Below are 14702 nucleotides of genomic sequence, written 5' to 3'. Positions count from 1 at the left end.
TTCCGCGGGCGTCGGGCGGTCAGTCCTCCACGTGCGCGTCCGCGGCCTCGACCTCGTCACGGGTCACGCCGAGCAGATACAGCACGGTGTCCAGGAACGGCACGTTCACGGCGGTGTGCGCGGCCTCCCGTACGACCGGCTTGGCGTTGAAGGCCACCCCGAGCCCGGCCGCGTTGAGCATGTCCAGATCATTCGCCCCGTCGCCGATCGCGACGGTCTGCACCAGCGGCACCCCCGCCTCGGCCGCGAAGCGCCGCAGCAGCCGGGCCTTGCCCGCCCGGTCCACCACCTCGCCGATCACGCGCCCGGTGAGCTTGCCGTCCGCGACCTCCAGGGTGTTGGCGGAGGCGAAGTCCAGCCCCAGCCGCTCCTTGAGATCATCGGTGACCTGGGTGAAGCCGCCCGACACCACCCCCACCTGGTAGCCCAAGCGCTTGAGGGTACGGATCAGGGTGCGGGCGCCGGGCGTCAGCCGGACCTCCGCGCGCACCTTCTCCACCACCGACTCGTCGATTCCCGCCAGCAGCGCGACCCGCGCGTGCAGCGACTGCTCGAAGTCCAGCTCACCGCGCATCGCCCGGGCCGTGACCTCGGCGACCTCGGCCTCGCAGCCCGCGTGGGCCGCGAACAGCTCGATCACCTCGTCCTGGATCAGCGTGGAGTCCACGTCCATGACCACCAGCCGCTGCGCCCGGCGCTGCAGCCCCGACGCCACGACCGCCACATCGACCCCGATATCGGCGGCCTCGGTGGCCAGCGCGGTGCGCAGCGGCTCCGTCTCAGCTCCGGAGACATCGAATTCCACGGCCGTCACCGGATACTTCGCCAGCCGGAAAATACGGTCGATATTGCCGCCGGTGCCGGTGATGCGGGACGCGATCGCTGCCACCGCCTCGGCGGTCAGCGGATGCCCCAGCACGGTGACGTGCGAGCGGCCGGTGCCGCGCGGCCGGTTGTCGCCCCGGCCGGAGATGATCTCGGCCTGCATCCGCTGCGACTCGGCCCAGGTGTGCACGGTGGCCCGCAGCTCGCCCTCGGCCCCGTCGCCCTTGGGGGCCGTGACCAGCACGCACAGCACGATGCGGCCCCGGGTGACGACCTGCTCTATGTCGACTATGTTCACGCCGTACCCGGCGAGGGTGTCGCAGAGTCCGGCGGTGAGGCCGGGGCGGTCCTTGCCGAAGATCTTGACAAGGAGGGTGGGATCGTCGTCGGCCGGGACGGTGGTGGCAGGGGGGATCTGCGATGCGCTCATGGTCTTCCCACCGTATCCGGCCGCCCCCGCCCGGCGCGCGGCAGCCCGCTTCGTGGACGGCCGCGCGCCGCGGAACGTTCATCTGCCGGACGTCGCCCCGTCACCGCCCCCGGGATGGCCATGGCCGTGCCGAATAGCCCGGATCATCCATGGTCGGCAGCATCCGGACGCGCTTATCGCTTTCCTGGGGTTTTCCGGATGAACCAACATGCCCGAGTTGCCGTCTTGCTCAAAACCCGACTTCCGGTTAAGCGGCTGAGCCTGAAATAGTTCCTCACGATGTTCGCCATCCCTAGACTCCCTGACAGGGGGTAGCTCGGGGGACAACTAGTGGGGCATGGAGTGCCGGAACTCGTACTGGAATTGAACGGACGGACCTGGACGCTTGATCCTTCCAGGTCATACAGCGTGGGGCGTGACCCACAGGGCGACATGGTGCTGGACGACGCCAGAGTCTCCTGGCGGCATGCCACGGTGCGCTGGGGCGGGCGCAGTTGGCTCGTTGAGGATCACGGCAGCACCAACGGCACTTATGTGCAGGGGCAGCGAATCCAACAGGTGGAAATCGGCCCGGGTGCGGCCGTCCATCTCGGCAACGCGACGGATGGCCCGCGGCTGAACGTTTCGGGGGCGGGGGCCGGGGCGGCCGCGGGCGCCGCCGCGTACAGCCCACAGGGAGCGGCGCAGCAGGCGCAGCCCCAGCAGTATCAGCAGCCCCCACCGCAGCCCTACCAGCAGCAGCCCGGCGCGGGCTGGCCGCAGCAGGGCCAGCAGCCTCAGGGGTGGCAGCAGCCCCCGCAGCAGCAGCCGTTCGTACCGCAGCAGCAGAGCCCGCTCGACAACCTCGCGCAGAACGGCAGCGGCGGCGGCCCCGGCACTCCCGGCGGACAGGGCGGACCCGGCGGTTCCGCCGACGCGCGGTCCGGCCAGGGCGACCGCAGCCCGACCACGTTCCACCAGCTGGACGCGGGCCGGGTGATGCGCATCGGCCGTGCGCTGGAGAACGAACTGGTCGTCTCCGACCTCCAGGTCTCCCGCCACCACGCCGAGTTCCGGGCGCTGCCCGACGGCCGCTTCGAGATCCGCGACCTCGGCAGCCACAACGGTACGTACGTCAACGGCCAGCCGGTCCGCCAGCAGGTGATCGGCCCGAACGACACCGTCGGCGTCGGTCACTCCACCTTCCGGCTGGTCGGCGACCGGCTCGAGGAGTTCGTCGACACCGGTGACGTCTCCTTCTCGGCCCGCCACCTCACCGTCACCGTCGACGGCGGCAAGCAGATCCTCAAGGACGTCTCCTTCGGCGTCCCCGAGAAGTCGCTGATCGCGGTCATCGGCCCGTCCGGCTCCGGTAAGTCCACGCTGCTGAAGGCGCTCACCGGCTACCGTCCGGCCAACGAGGGCGACGTCCTCTACGACAACCGGAACCTCTACAAGCAGTTCGCCGAGCTGCGCCAGCGCATCGGTCTGGTCCCGCAGGACGACATCCTGCACAAGGAGCTGACCGTCCAGAAGGCCCTCCGGTACGCCGCCAAGCTCCGCTTCCCCGGCGACACCGCGACCGCCGAGCGCGAGGCCCGGATCGACGAGGTGCTGCGCGAGCTGAAGCTCGACATCCACCGGGACAAGAAGGTCACCGCGCTCTCCGGCGGCCAGCGCAAGCGGGTCTCGGTCGCGCTGGAGCTGCTCACCAAGCCGTCGCTGATCTTCCTGGACGAGCCGACCTCCGGTCTCGACCCGGGTATGGACCGCGACGTCATGCAGCTGCTGCGCGGCCTCGCCGACGACGGCCGCACCGTCCTGGTGGTCACCCACTCGGTCGCCGAGCTGGCGCTGTGCGACAAGCTGCTGGTGATGGCGCCGGGCGGTTCGGTGGCCTACTTCGGTCCGCCGAACGAGGCGCTCAACTTCTTCGGCTACGACAGCTGGGCGGATGTCTTCTCCGCGTTCGAGAACTACCGCGACTACGACTGGTCGGGCCGCTGGCGCGGTTCGCAGCACTACCAGATGTACGCCGCGGACATCGACGCCGTCGCCCCGCAGTCCGTCGATGTGCAGGCGCCGCCCGCGCGGATGCAGAAGTCGCAGAGCTGGGGCTCCCAGCTGTGGACGCTGATACGGCGCTACGTCTCCGTCATCGCGTCCGACCGCGGCTTCATGGCGCTGATGGTGATCCTGCCCGCCGTGCTCGGCGCGGTCAGTACCGTGATCCCGTCGGACTTCGGCTTCACCAGAGCGCCCAAGGGCCAGTTCAACCAGGACTCCGGCACGATCACCCTGATTCTCGTGGTCGGCATGTGCTTCTCGGGCGCGGCCAATTCCGTACGAGAACTGATCAAGGAACGGGTGATCTACGAACGGGAACGGGCCGTCGGCCTGTCCCGCTCCGCCTATCTGATGTCCAAGGTGATCGTGCTGGGCGTGATCACCGCCTTCCAGGGCGTGATCATCAGCGCCATCGGCTTCTCGACCCGCGAGCTGCCCGACGAGGCGCTGATCATGCCGCCGGCCGTCGAGATGTGCGTGGCCGTCATCGCGATCGGCTTCACCTCGATGATGGTGGGCCTGGTGATCTCCGCGCTGGTGAAGACCGCCGAGAAGACCATGCCGCTGCTGGTCATGTTCGCGATCATCCAGGTCGTCTTCACCGGCATCCTGTTCAAGATCTACGGATCGCCCGGCATCGAGCAGTTCGCGTATCTGATGCCCGCCCGCTGGGCGGTCGGCGCGGTCGGCGCCACGCTGGACCTCGGTCCCGGCCCGGGCCATCTGATGGCGCCGTGGGACCGCAAGAAGCCGCTGGACACGGACCCGCTGTGGGAGCACACCACCGCCCAGTGGAGCATCGACATGGCCATCCTGCTGGTGCTCGGCATCATCTGCGCGATCGCGGTCGCGCGGCTGCTGCGCCGCCATGAGCCGGAGGTCATGCGCAAGTAGCGGCAACCGGCACCGCACGGCCGAAGGGCGGCGGCACCCCTCGCACACAGGGGATGCCGCCGCCCTTCGGCGTGTGCACGCCGGCTTAGTACGGGCCGTTGACGTTGTCGATGGAGCCGTACCGGTCGGCCGCGTAGTTGCACGCGGCGACGATGTTGGCGACCGGGTCGTACTGGTCGAAGGGCGTGCCCGGGACGTGGTACGCCTGGAAGGTCGGCAGGATGACCTGGAGCAGACCCTTCGACGGGACGCCGTTCCGGGCGTTGATGTCGTACAGGTTGATCGCCCGCGGGTTACCGCCGGACTCCCGGATGATGTTGCGGTGGATGCCCTCGTAGGTGCCCGGGATGTTGTGCTTCTTCATGATGTCGAGGGCTTCCCGGATCCAGCCGTCGAGGTTGTCCGGGTAGGTCTTCTTGGCGGCGGCGAGCTTGGCGCGCGCGGCGGCACGGCTCGCGGCCTCCTTGGCGGCGCGCTCCTTGGCGGCCTGCGCCGCGGCGGCCTTCTTGGCGGCCGCTTCGGCGGCGGCCTTCTTCTGCGCGGCCTCAGCGGCCTTCTTCGCGGCCGCTGCCTCAGCGGCCTTCTTCTGCGCGGCCTCCGCCTGTGCCTGCTTGCTGGCCAGGGTGGCCTGCTTGAGCAGAACCTCCTGCTGGGCCTTGCTGTCGACCTTCTGCGAGGTCCAGGAGACCGGCTTCGCCGGCAGTTCCTGGGCGGTCGATTTGGCGTCGGCGTTGCCGCCGGGGACGAGCGTGAAGGTCAGGGCGGCCGCGGCGGCCGCGGCTATGCCGGCGGCGGAGTACTTGGTTGTCTTCGTCAGGCGGGTGTAGCCGGGGATACTGGGCAGGGGCATGACGGAGTGGACCTCTTCCAATCGCTATGTGTCGCAGGCCAAATCGGCGCCTTGTGCGCCGTGTCTGGATCTACGGCGCCGTGCGACTGGGGGAAATTCTTAGCGGTCGCAAAAAGCTGTGGCAAAGGTGTGACATACGATCCTGCTTAGTGGATAAGTAGGTCTTCCCTGGCCATGCGGGCGGGCGTTGTCCCCGCTCATGCCGGGTTGAAACATCCACTAACTGTCTTCGTAAGTGATATGTATCCTGTGTTAGGGGTCACATTGCAGAGTCTTTAATATCGCGAGGTGTGCCCGCGCAAATGCGGAGTGTCGCCGAATTTCCCGCTCTTGTAACGGCGCTCTCCGGGCGCTCCCCATACTTCCCTCGCCCTAGGTCTCAGGTCGCAATGAAGCGCCGCGACAAGGCCGATACGCCCGCTGTCGCGGCGCCGGTACGGTGAGGCGCATGACCAACGGACCGGGCGGTGGAGCCGGGGCGGGCCTGGCCTGGGTGAGCAGTGCGCTCCTCGCGATGAGCCGACATCTGGAAGTCCGGGATGTCCTAAAGACCATCGTTGTGTCCGCCCGTGAGCTGCTTGACGCGGAGTACTCGGCACTGGGGGTTCCGGACGACCATGGGGGTTTCGCCCAGTTCGTAGTAGATGGCGTCAGTGACGAGCAGTGGAAGGCCATCGGGCCGCTGCCCCGCCAGCACGGGATCCTCGCCGCGATGCTCAAGGACGCCACCCCGCAGCGACTGGCCGATGTCCGGCGGGATCCGCGCTTCGAGGGCTGGCCGCCGGAGCATCCGAACATGTCGGACTTCATCGGTCTGCCCATCGCGGACGGCGAGGAAGTCCTCGGCGCGCTCTTCCTGGCCAACAAGCGATGCGCGAAACCGGAGGGCGGCTGCGGCTTCACCCCCGAGGACGAGGAACTGCTGGCCATCCTCGCCCAGCATGCCGCCATCGCCCTCACCAACGCCCGGCTCTACGAGCGCAGCCGGGAGCTGACCATCGCCGGGGAGCGCGCCCGGCTCGCCCATGAGCTGCACGACGCCGTCGCCCAGAAGCTCTTCTCGCTGCGGCTGACCGCCCAGGCCGCCGCCGCGCTCGTCGACCGCGACCCGGTCCGCGCCAAGGAGGAGCTGCAGCAGGTGGCGGCCCTCGCCGCCGAGGCGGCCGACGAGCTGCGCTCCGCCGTCGTGGAGCTGCGCCCCGCCGCGCTCGACGAGGACGGCCTGGTCGCGACCCTGCGCACTCAGGTGCAGGTCCTGGACCGGGCCCACACCGCCCGGGTCACCTTCGAGGCCCTGGGGGTGCGGGCACTGCCCGCCTCCCAGGAGGAGGCCCTGCTGCGGGTGGCCCAGGAGGCCCTGCACAACGCGCTGCGCCACGCCGGCGCCCAGCGGGTCGACGTCACCCTCTCCCGGCACGGCCAGGGCGCCCTGCTGCGGGTGACCGACGACGGTGGCGGCTTCGACCCCTCGGCGGTGCGCCGGGCGGGGCGGCACCTGGGGCTGGTGTCGATGCGCGACCGGGCGAGCGGCGTCGGCGGCGGACTGACCGTGGAGTCGGCGCCCGGCAAGGGAACCGTGATCGAGATGGAGGTGCCCGGTGGCTGAGCGACCTGACGGAGCGGCGATCCGGGTGCTGCTCGTCGACGACCACCAGGTGGTGCGGCGGGGCCTGCGGACCTTTCTGGAGGTGCAGGACGACATCGACGTGGCGGGCGAGGCCTCGGACGGGGAGGAGGGCATCGCCCGGGCCGAGGAGCTGCGCCCGGACATCGTCCTGATGGACGTCAAGATGCCCGGCGTCGACGGCATCGAGGCGCTGCGCAGACTGCGTGACCTCGGCAACCCGGCCCGGGTGCTGGTGGTGACGAGTTTCACCGAGAAGCGCACCGTGGTCCCCGCCCTGCGCGCGGGCGCCGCCGGCTACGTCTACAAGGACGTCGACCCCGACGCCCTCGCGAGCGCCATACGGTCCGTCCACGCCGGACATGTGGTGCTCCAGCCCGAGGTGGCCGACGCGCTGCTCACCCAGGACGAGGCGGGCGGCGGCCAGGGGCGCGGGGGTTCCCTCACCGACCGGGAGCGGGAGGTGCTGGGGCTGATCGCGGACGGCCGGTCGAACCGGGAGATCGCCCGCGCGCTCGTGCTGTCCGAAAAGACCGTAAAAACACATGTGTCCAACATCCTTATGAAGTTGGACCTCGCCGACCGCACTCAGGCCGCGCTCTGGGCGGTACGCCATGGAATCGGAGCATGAACAGCGTTTCTCCGTGCAATCACACCAACGTGTGTATGTCACCTGAACAGCGCAACCCCGCCCGCCCCGGGCCGTTCTTCACGGCGTACTGCGGCGATTCGCCGCGGCGACGCGCTATGGACGAAGGGTCTTGAGAAAGTGAAGAACATCAAGAGGATCGCTGCCATCACCATCGCGGCCGGCGGTCTCGCCGTCGCCGGTGCCGGCGTCGCCTCCGCCCAGGACGGCCCCGTGGCCGACGGCGGGGCGACGATGTCCCCGGGCGTCGTGTCGGGCAACAACGCCCAGGTGCCCGTCCATGTGCCGGTCGAGGTCTGCGGCAACACCATCAACGTCATCGGGGCGATGAACCCCGGTTTCTGCGACTGAGCGCTCTCTTCAGGGCAGAGGCACCGCTCAGCACCGGTCGGCCCCGGAGGCACCCGCCTCCGGGGCCGACCCCATGCGGTCACGGTGTCACGGCGTCAGAACCCGCCCCGCTCCAGCTCCTCCACATACGCGTTGTACGCCGCCACCTGGGCCCGCCGCGCCGTGCGCTCCACCGGCCGCAGCGCCTCCGCGCGGGCCGCGATCTCCGACGCGCTCACCGCCGCGCCGTGATCCTTGCCGTCCCCGCCCGGCGCGTACGCGATGCCGACCAGCGCGCCCACCCGCTGCGCCAGCTCCAGCACCCGCAGGGCCCGCGGCGGATAGCCCGGCGCCAGCACCTCACGCCCCCGCTCGGCCCGCGCCCGGTACGCCTCCAGCGCCGCCTGGGCGGCCGGACCGGCCCCGGCCACATTCAGCCGGGAGAGCACCTCGGTTGCCTCCCGCAGCGCCTCGGCCAGCTCCCGCTCGGCCTCGCCGAGCGACGGCACATCCGCCGGCGGCGCCTCCCGCACCGGCAGACAGTGCCACACCACCTCGACGTGCTGATCGCCCTCGGGCCCCACCGCCGACACCTCGGGCACCAGGCCCAGCGCCACCCCCGTGGCCACCACCGCCTCGCCCGCGTCGAGCGCCCTCGCGTTGAACTCCGGCGGCCCGCTCAGCCCCAGCGGATGCCCCGCTACCGGCAGCGCCACCCGCAGCCCCTTGGCCCCGAGCGCTCTCAGCCGCCCCAGCGCCAGCGTCAGTCCGACCGGCCCGGACTCGCCGGGCAGCCCCGCCACCCGGTGCGACGCGTCCTCCCCGGCGATCCGGTGCGCGGCGTCGTCCGGCGGGACAAGTCCGGCGAGAAGGGCATTTCCCCAGGCTGCGAGGCGCCCTGAACGTGGTTCATCGAGCATGGAACCAGCCTAAGGACTGGCGCCGACAATGCGTGGCGTAGGTTTTCCTCTGGGGGCTGCGCCCACAGGCGCACGCGACACTCGAGACTGCAATGGGAGACAACGCGCTCATGAGCGAGGTTCTGGAGCTGGTGGACGTATCCGTGGTCCGCGACGGTCGGGCTCTGGTGGACGACGTCTCCTGGTCGATCAAGGAAGGGGAGCGCTGGGTGATCCTCGGCCCCAACGGTGCCGGGAAGACCACCCTGCTCAACCTCGCGTCGAGCTATCTCTTCCCGAGTACCGGGTCCGCCCGGATCCTCGGCGAGCAGCTCGGCGCCGTCGACGTCTTCGACCTGCGCCCGCGCATCGGCATGGCGGGCATCGCCATGGCCGAGAAGCTGCCGCGCGGCCAGACCGTCCTGCAGACCGTGCTCACCGCCGCGTACGGCATGACCGCGCACTGGCAGGAGAACTACGACCAGGTCGACGAGACCCGGGCCCGGGCCTTCCTCGACCGCCTCGGCATGAACGAGTACCTCGACCGCAAGTTCGGCACCCTCTCCGAGGGCGAGCGCAAGCGCACCCTCATCGCCCGCGCGATGATGACCGATCCCGAACTGCTGCTCCTCGACGAGCCGGCGGCAGGGCTCGACCTCGGCGGCCGCGAGGACCTCGTACGCCGCCTCGGACGGCTCGCCCGCGACCCGTACGCGCCGTCGATGATCATGGTGACACATCATGTCGAGGAAATCCCCCCGGGCGTCACCCACGTTCTGATGATCCGTCAGGGCAAGGTGCTCACCGCCGGACCCATCGACATGGAACTGACCTCCCGTAACCTCTCGCGCTGCTTCGGGCTCCCGCTGCTCGTCGAGCGCAACGGCGACCGCTGGACCGCCCAGGGCCTGCCGCTGACCTGAAACCGCCCTCCGGTGGCCTGAACCCCCTCCGAACACGGCACATGCCACCGGCGACCCGGATCGCGCCCTGTTCCCCGACGGACCCTGAGAACTACCATGACCTTGTGGATCCGTGGGTGTGGTGGCTGATCGCCGCCGTAGGGCTGGGCATTCCGCTCGTGCTGACCGCGATGCCCGAATTCGGGATGGTCGCGGTCGGCGCGGTCGCCGGTGCGATCACCGACGCGTTCGGCGGCGGCGTCGTGCTCCAGGTCATCGTCTTCTGTGCCGTCTCGGTCGCGCTGGTCGCCGTCGTCCGCCCGATGGCGGTCCGCAGCCGGAGGCAGCAACCCGGGCTGCGCAGCGGCGTCGAGGCGCTGAAAGGCCGGCAGGCCGTCGTCCTCGAGCGCGTCGACGACAGCGGCGACGGACGCATCAAGCTGGCCGGCGAGATCTGGTCCGCCCGCTCACTCGATCCCGGCCAGACCTATGAACCGGGCCAGCAGGTCGACGTCGTCGAGATCGACGGCGCCACCGCCGTCGTCATGTAGACGTCGTAGTACCAAGAGCTGAGCCCCACCCCGCTCAGCTGCGGAGTCGGCCGTTGATCTGACAGACTCCACCCACAAGACCGGACTTGATCATCCCGATCATCCAGAAGCACGCATGAAGGGCACGGGGAGCCGCTGTGGAACCGATCATCATCGTCCTGATCATCCTGGTGGTGCTCGTCTTCATCGCACTGATCAAGACGATCCAGGTCATCCCGCAGGCCAGTGCCGCCATCGTGGAACGCTTCGGCCGCTACACGCGCACCCTCAACGCGGGCCTCAACATCGTCGTCCCGTTCATCGACTCGATCCGCAACCGCGTCGATCTCCGCGAACAGGTCGTCCCGTTCCCGCCGCAGCCGGTGATCACCCAGGACAACCTGGTCGTGAACATCGACACGGTCATCTACTACCAGGTGACCGACGCCCGGGCCGCGACCTACGAGGTCGCCAGCTACATCCAGGCGATCGAGCAGCTGACCGTCACCACCCTGCGGAACATCATCGGCGGCATGGACCTGGAGCGCACCCTGACCTCCCGTGAGGAGATCAACGCGGCGCTGCGCGGCGTCCTCGACGAGGCCACCGGCAAGTGGGGCATCCGCGTCAACCGCGTCGAGCTGAAGGCCATCGAGCCGCCGACCTCCATCCAGGACTCGATGGAGAAGCAGATGCGCGCCGACCGTGACAAGCGCGCCGCGATCCTCCAGGCCGAAGGTGTCCGGCAGTCCGAGATCCTGCGCGCCGAGGGCGAGAAGCAGTCCTCGATCCTGCGGGCCGAGGGTGAGGCCAAGGCCGCCGCGCTGCGGGCCGAGGGCGAAGCCCAGGCCATCCGTACGGTCTTCGAGTCCATCCACGCCGGAGACCCGGACCAGAAGCTGCTGTCCTACCAGTACCTCCAGATGCTGCCGAAGATCGCCGAGGGCGACGCCAACAAGCTCTGGATCGTGCCCAGCGAGATCGGCGACGCCCTCAAGGGCCTCGGCGGCGCCTTCGGCAACTTCGGCCCGATGACCGGCGGGAACGGCGGCGCCACCCCGGCCGCCCCGACGGGCACCGGCAAGGAAGCCGCCCCGCGCCGTGAGCAGCCGAGGATCGACTGACCGGCACCGAGCGACACCGACCGAAGCCGAAGGGCCGGCACCCCGCGGGGTACCGGCCCTTCCGCCGTCCTGGCCCTTCCGGCGGGCTCAGGCCGGCAGCGACAGCCACTCCGGCAGCCCGTCCCGCTCCGCCGCCCCCAGCGCCAGCAGCAGCGCGTCCGAAGGCGTCGGCTCGAACGGCGAGTTGAGCAGCCGCATCCCCGCCTGCTCCGGAGTCCGGTCCGCCTTGCGGTGGTTGTCCTCCGCACACGACGCGACCGTGTTCAGCCAGGTGTCCCCGCCCCCGCGCGACCGCGGCACCACATGGTCCACCGTCGTCGCCCGCCGCCCGCAGTACGCGCACCGGTGCTGATCCCGCACCAGCACCCCGCGCCGCGACCACGCGGCCCGTCTTCGGAACGGCACCCGTACGTAGCGGCACAGCCGGATCACCCGCGGCAGCGGCAGATCGACCTGCGCGGCGCGCACCCGCAGCCCGGGATGGGCGCGTTCGACGACGGCCTTCTCCTGCAGGACCAGCACCACCGCACGCCGCAGCGTCACCGTCGACAGCGGCTCGAAGCTCGCGTTCAGAACCAGCGTCTCGCGCATCCCGACCACCTCCCCGTCCCGGCCACGCCCGCCGCTCCGTGACGGGCGGGCCGGGATCAACTCTGGCCGGGAGGATGGCCGAGGACAACGCAATTTCGCGGCGTCAGCCCGCCGCGGGCACCTCGTACTCACCGATCAGGTGCGCCCGGCCCAGCGTGTGGAACCGCAGGTTGAAGCCGACGACCGCGGGCGTCGCGTCGGCGTCCGGGCCCAGCTTCTCGGTGTCCACCGCGTACACCGTGAAGACATAGCGGTGCGGCCCGTCCCCGGGCGGCGGCGCGGCCCCGCCGAAGTCCCGGGTGCCGAAGTCGTTACGGGCGTGCACGGCACCCTCGGGAAGCCCCGCGAAGCCACCGCCGCCCGCTCCGGCCGGCAGCTCCGTCACGGTCGCCGGAATGTCGAACAGCACCCAGTGCCAGAACCCGCTGCCGGTCGGCGCGTCCGGGTCGAAGCAGGTGACGGCGAAGCTCTTCGTCCCCTCCGGGAAACCCTCCCAGCGCAGCTGCGGCGAGGTGTTCCCCTCCGCCTGCACCTGGGCGGACGGCAGCGTGCCGCCCGCCTCCACATCGTCGCTCACCACCGTGAACGACGGCACCGGCGGATGGAAGTCATGGGGGAGCGGACGCCGGTTCTGATCGGACACGTCGAAAACCTCCTGATGATCGTGGTTGATCAGCTGTCCGGCCAGCCTAACGAGACCGGACCGGCGCGGGCTGGCACCATGGCGCCCATGACCGGCCCGACCCCCGTCCTCCCCCTGCACCTCGACGGCGTGCACGACAAGGACGGCTTCCTCGAGCGCTGCGCCCGGGACCTGCGCTTCCCCGACTGGTACGGGCACAACTGGGACGCGCTCGCCGACTGCCTCACCGACCTGTCCTGGTGGGGCGAGGGCGCCGCGCCCAGTGGCTATCTGCTGCGGGTCCGGGGCTGGACGGCGTTCCGCGACGCCGCACCCGAGGCCGCGGCGATCGCGGCGGACATCCTCAGCGACGCCGTCACGTACTGGTCGGCCCGCGGCACACCGCTGACCATCTGGTACGACGACGGCCCGGACACATAGCGCGCGGGGCGCGCACCGAACCATCCGGCGCACGCCCCGCGGCATCGGCGAGGTCAGAACCAGTTGCGCTTGCCGCCGACCTCGGCGAGCCACTGGTTCAGATACGCGGCCCAGTCCGTCTCCTGGTAGGAGTTCAGGCCGACCGTGAAGGACCGGTACGAGTCGCTGCCCGAGCTGAACAGCCCCGGCTTCTTGTCCATCTCCAGGACGACGTCCATCTCGTGGTCGTCCGCGACGAAGGACAGCTCCACCTGGTTGAGCCCCCGGTACTGCTGCGGCGCGTGGAACTCGATCTCCTGGTAGAAGGGCAGCCGCTGGCGCGTGCCGCGGATGTGGCCCTTCTCCAAGTCGGCGTTCTTGAACCGGAAACCGAGCGCGCCGAACGCGTCCAGGATCGCCTGCTGGGCGGGCAGCGGATGCACATTGACGGGGTCCAGGTCGCCGGAGTCCACCGCACGCGCGATCGCCAGCTCCGTCGTCACCCCCACGTTCATCCCGGTCAGATGGTGCCCCAGGAACATCGTGACCGGCGTCTCCCAGGGGATCTCAAGACCGAACTGCACCGAGTGCACCGCACCCGGCTGCACCTCGAACGCGCCGCCCAGCTGCTGCCGGGTGAACTCGATGTCCTGCTTGTGCTCCTGGCCGTCCCGCTCCACCTCGACCCGGGCTTGCAGGCCGGCGGAGAGCCCCTCGATCTGCTGCGCGACGGAGCCCCCCTGGATCCGGACCTCACCCTGAACGACGCCACCCGGGACGACGTTCTCCTCGGTCAGCACCGTCTCCACCGAGGCGCCACCGGCACCCAGACTCGCGAGCAGCTTCTTGAAGCCCATGTTCTCCCTCTCAAGCACGCTTCGGCGCCGACGCTTTCGCGCCACGACTCGATCGCGTCGATCGCTGTTGAACAGTAGATACGCGGAACAGCCTCCGGCGGTTCCGCAGGTCATACCCTCGCAGCGGACCGCCCCGGCTCCAACCACCGGTACCTATCGGTTCCACTACGCTCGGAACGCGTGACTGACGGAGCCGAAGTGACCGATGGACCCGACCGCACGCCGCTGGCCCGTACCTTCTTCGACCGCCCGGTCCTGGAGGTCGCGCCGGACCTGCTCGGCCGAACCCTCGTACGCCGCACACCGGAGGGCGCGATCGCCGTGCGCCTGACCGAGGTCGAGGCGTACGCGGGCCTGGCCGACCCCGGCTCGCACGCCTACCGCGGCCGCACCGAGCGCAACGCCGTGATGTTCGGCCCCCCGGGCCACGCGTATGTCTACTTCACCTACGGCATGTGGCATTGCCTCAACCTGGTCTGCGGGCCGGAGGGCTCCCCGAGCGGGGTACTGCTGCGCGCGGGGGAGGTGCTGTGCGGACATGAGCACGCCCATGAGCGCCGGCCGAAGGCGCGCAACGACCATGAACTGGCCAAGGGTCCCGCCCGGCTGGCCACGGCACTCGGTGTCGACCGCCGGCTGGACGGCGCCGATGTGTGCGCGGGCCCGGAGGCCCCGCTGGAAATACTCGCGGGCTGCCCCGCCCGGCCCGAACAGGTGCTCAGCGGACCCCGCACGGGGGTCGGCGGCGAGGGCGCGACCCATCCGTGGCGCTTCTGGATCGAGGGGGACCCCTCGGTGAGCCCGTACCGGGCGCACACCCCGAGGCGCCGCGATCGGACGCGCCGTCAGGTGGCAATTTGACTCCGGTCGGCCGGGGGCCTAACGTAGCCCGAGTCGCTTGAGACGGGCAGCGCTGTCGGCACGACCAGCAGGTCGGGTCACAGCAGCCCCGGAGCGGCCAACCACTACTGACACTTCCCGAACAGGGCTCTATTTCGCTGCGCGAAATCATGCCCCGGGGCTCCGATTAGGAGCTGAGCGGGAAATTGGCTAAAGTGGTGGACACGCCGGAAGGCGCGAAACACCCCGCTCCAGCAGGGGGCCGGAAA

At 70.1% G+C, this 14702-nt stretch carries 15 protein-coding genes; 9 read left to right on the top strand and 6 right to left on the bottom strand.

Features of this window, described 5'->3' with window-relative positions; translation table 11 throughout:
- Positions 1-19 precede the first annotated feature (19 nt).
- Entirely contained in the window at positions 20-1255 is a 1236-nt protein-coding gene (gene serB, locus ASC60_RS23200) for a phosphoserine phosphatase SerB (RefSeq protein ID WP_055554031.1), read from the bottom strand.
- A gap of 330 nt (positions 1256-1585) precedes the next feature.
- Between serB and ASC60_RS23195 the strand changes: the two genes are divergently transcribed.
- Entirely contained in the window at positions 1586-4195 is a 2610-nt protein-coding gene (locus ASC60_RS23195) for an FHA domain-containing protein (RefSeq protein WP_055554029.1), read from the top strand.
- A gap of 85 nt (positions 4196-4280) precedes the next feature.
- On the opposite strand, the gene ASC60_RS23190 is transcribed toward ASC60_RS23195, so the two are convergent.
- The gene (locus tag ASC60_RS23190) at positions 4281-5045 is read right to left on the bottom strand and encodes a lytic transglycosylase (protein WP_055554028.1); all 765 of its coding nucleotides are present in this window, start codon (positions 5043-5045) and stop codon (positions 4281-4283) included.
- A 448-nt stretch (positions 5046-5493) separates the two neighbouring features.
- On the opposite strand from ASC60_RS23190, the gene ASC60_RS23185 reads away from it, so the two are divergent.
- From ASC60_RS23185 to ASC60_RS23175, 3 genes are all read left to right on the top strand, one after another.
- Positions 5494-6651, top strand: a complete 1158-nt coding sequence (locus ASC60_RS23185; RefSeq protein ID WP_055554026.1) for a GAF domain-containing sensor histidine kinase — start codon at positions 5494-5496, stop codon at positions 6649-6651.
- Positions 6644-7300, top strand: coding sequence for a response regulator transcription factor (locus ASC60_RS23180; RefSeq protein ID WP_055554025.1), 657 nt, complete (start codon positions 6644-6646; stop codon positions 7298-7300). Before ASC60_RS23185 ends, ASC60_RS23180 begins: the two co-directional genes overlap by 8 nt.
- Positions 7301-7438: 138 nt before the next feature.
- On the top strand, positions 7439-7669 hold the full coding sequence (locus tag ASC60_RS23175; RefSeq protein WP_055554023.1) for a chaplin: 231 nt from the start codon (positions 7439-7441) through the stop codon (positions 7667-7669).
- A gap of 95 nt (positions 7670-7764) precedes the next feature.
- On the opposite strand, the gene ASC60_RS23170 is transcribed toward ASC60_RS23175, so the two are convergent.
- On the bottom strand, positions 7765-8568 hold the full coding sequence (locus ASC60_RS23170) for a hypothetical protein (protein ID WP_055554021.1): 804 nt from the start codon (positions 8566-8568) through the stop codon (positions 7765-7767).
- 110 nt (positions 8569-8678) lie between these two features.
- Between ASC60_RS23170 and ASC60_RS23165 the strand changes: the two genes are divergently transcribed.
- The 3 genes from ASC60_RS23165 (at position 8679) to ASC60_RS23155 (ending at position 11103) form a co-directional block, all read left to right on the top strand.
- On the top strand, positions 8679-9470 hold the full coding sequence (locus ASC60_RS23165; RefSeq protein WP_055554412.1) for an ABC transporter ATP-binding protein: 792 nt from the start codon (positions 8679-8681) through the stop codon (positions 9468-9470).
- A gap of 104 nt (positions 9471-9574) precedes the next feature.
- Positions 9575-10000 carry an NfeD family protein gene (locus tag ASC60_RS23160; protein ID WP_055554019.1) on the top strand — a complete coding sequence of 142 codons (426 nt, stop codon included), beginning with the start codon at positions 9575-9577 and terminating at the stop codon, positions 9998-10000.
- Between the two features lie 137 nt (positions 10001-10137).
- Positions 10138-11103, top strand: a complete 966-nt coding sequence (locus ASC60_RS23155; protein WP_055554018.1) for an SPFH domain-containing protein — start codon at positions 10138-10140, stop codon at positions 11101-11103.
- An 87-nt stretch (positions 11104-11190) separates the two neighbouring features.
- Here the strand turns inward: ASC60_RS23155 and ASC60_RS23150 are convergent, their stop codons facing one another.
- Together ASC60_RS23150 and ASC60_RS23145 are read right to left on the bottom strand one after the other, a co-directional pair.
- Positions 11191-11694, bottom strand: a complete 504-nt coding sequence (locus ASC60_RS23150) for an HNH endonuclease (protein ID WP_055554016.1) — start codon at positions 11692-11694, stop codon at positions 11191-11193.
- A gap of 103 nt (positions 11695-11797) precedes the next feature.
- On the bottom strand, positions 11798-12337 hold the full coding sequence (locus ASC60_RS23145) for a YbhB/YbcL family Raf kinase inhibitor-like protein (RefSeq protein ID WP_055554014.1): 540 nt from the start codon (positions 12335-12337) through the stop codon (positions 11798-11800).
- A gap of 87 nt (positions 12338-12424) precedes the next feature.
- Between ASC60_RS23145 and ASC60_RS23140 the strand changes: the two genes are divergently transcribed.
- Positions 12425-12757 (top strand): barstar family protein, encoded by a 333-nt coding sequence (locus tag ASC60_RS23140; protein WP_055554410.1) that lies wholly within the window; start codon positions 12425-12427, stop codon positions 12755-12757.
- 53 nt (positions 12758-12810) lie between these two features.
- Here the strand turns inward: ASC60_RS23140 and ASC60_RS23135 are convergent, their stop codons facing one another.
- Complete coding sequence (locus ASC60_RS23135) at positions 12811-13593, bottom strand: sporulation protein (protein WP_055554012.1); 783 nt, start codon at positions 13591-13593, stop codon at positions 12811-12813.
- A 198-nt stretch (positions 13594-13791) separates the two neighbouring features.
- On the opposite strand from ASC60_RS23135, the gene ASC60_RS23130 reads away from it, so the two are divergent.
- Positions 13792-14454: a DNA-3-methyladenine glycosylase gene (locus ASC60_RS23130; RefSeq protein WP_055554011.1), complete on the top strand. Its 663-nt coding sequence runs from the start codon at positions 13792-13794 to the stop codon at positions 14452-14454.
- Positions 14455-14702 lie beyond the last annotated feature (248 nt).

This window comes from Streptomyces sp. NBRC 110028, assembly GCF_001417735.1.
Classification (GTDB): Bacteria; Actinomycetota; Actinomycetes; order Streptomycetales; family Streptomycetaceae; genus Streptomyces.
This window is presented reverse-complemented; position numbering and strand designations above follow the sequence as displayed.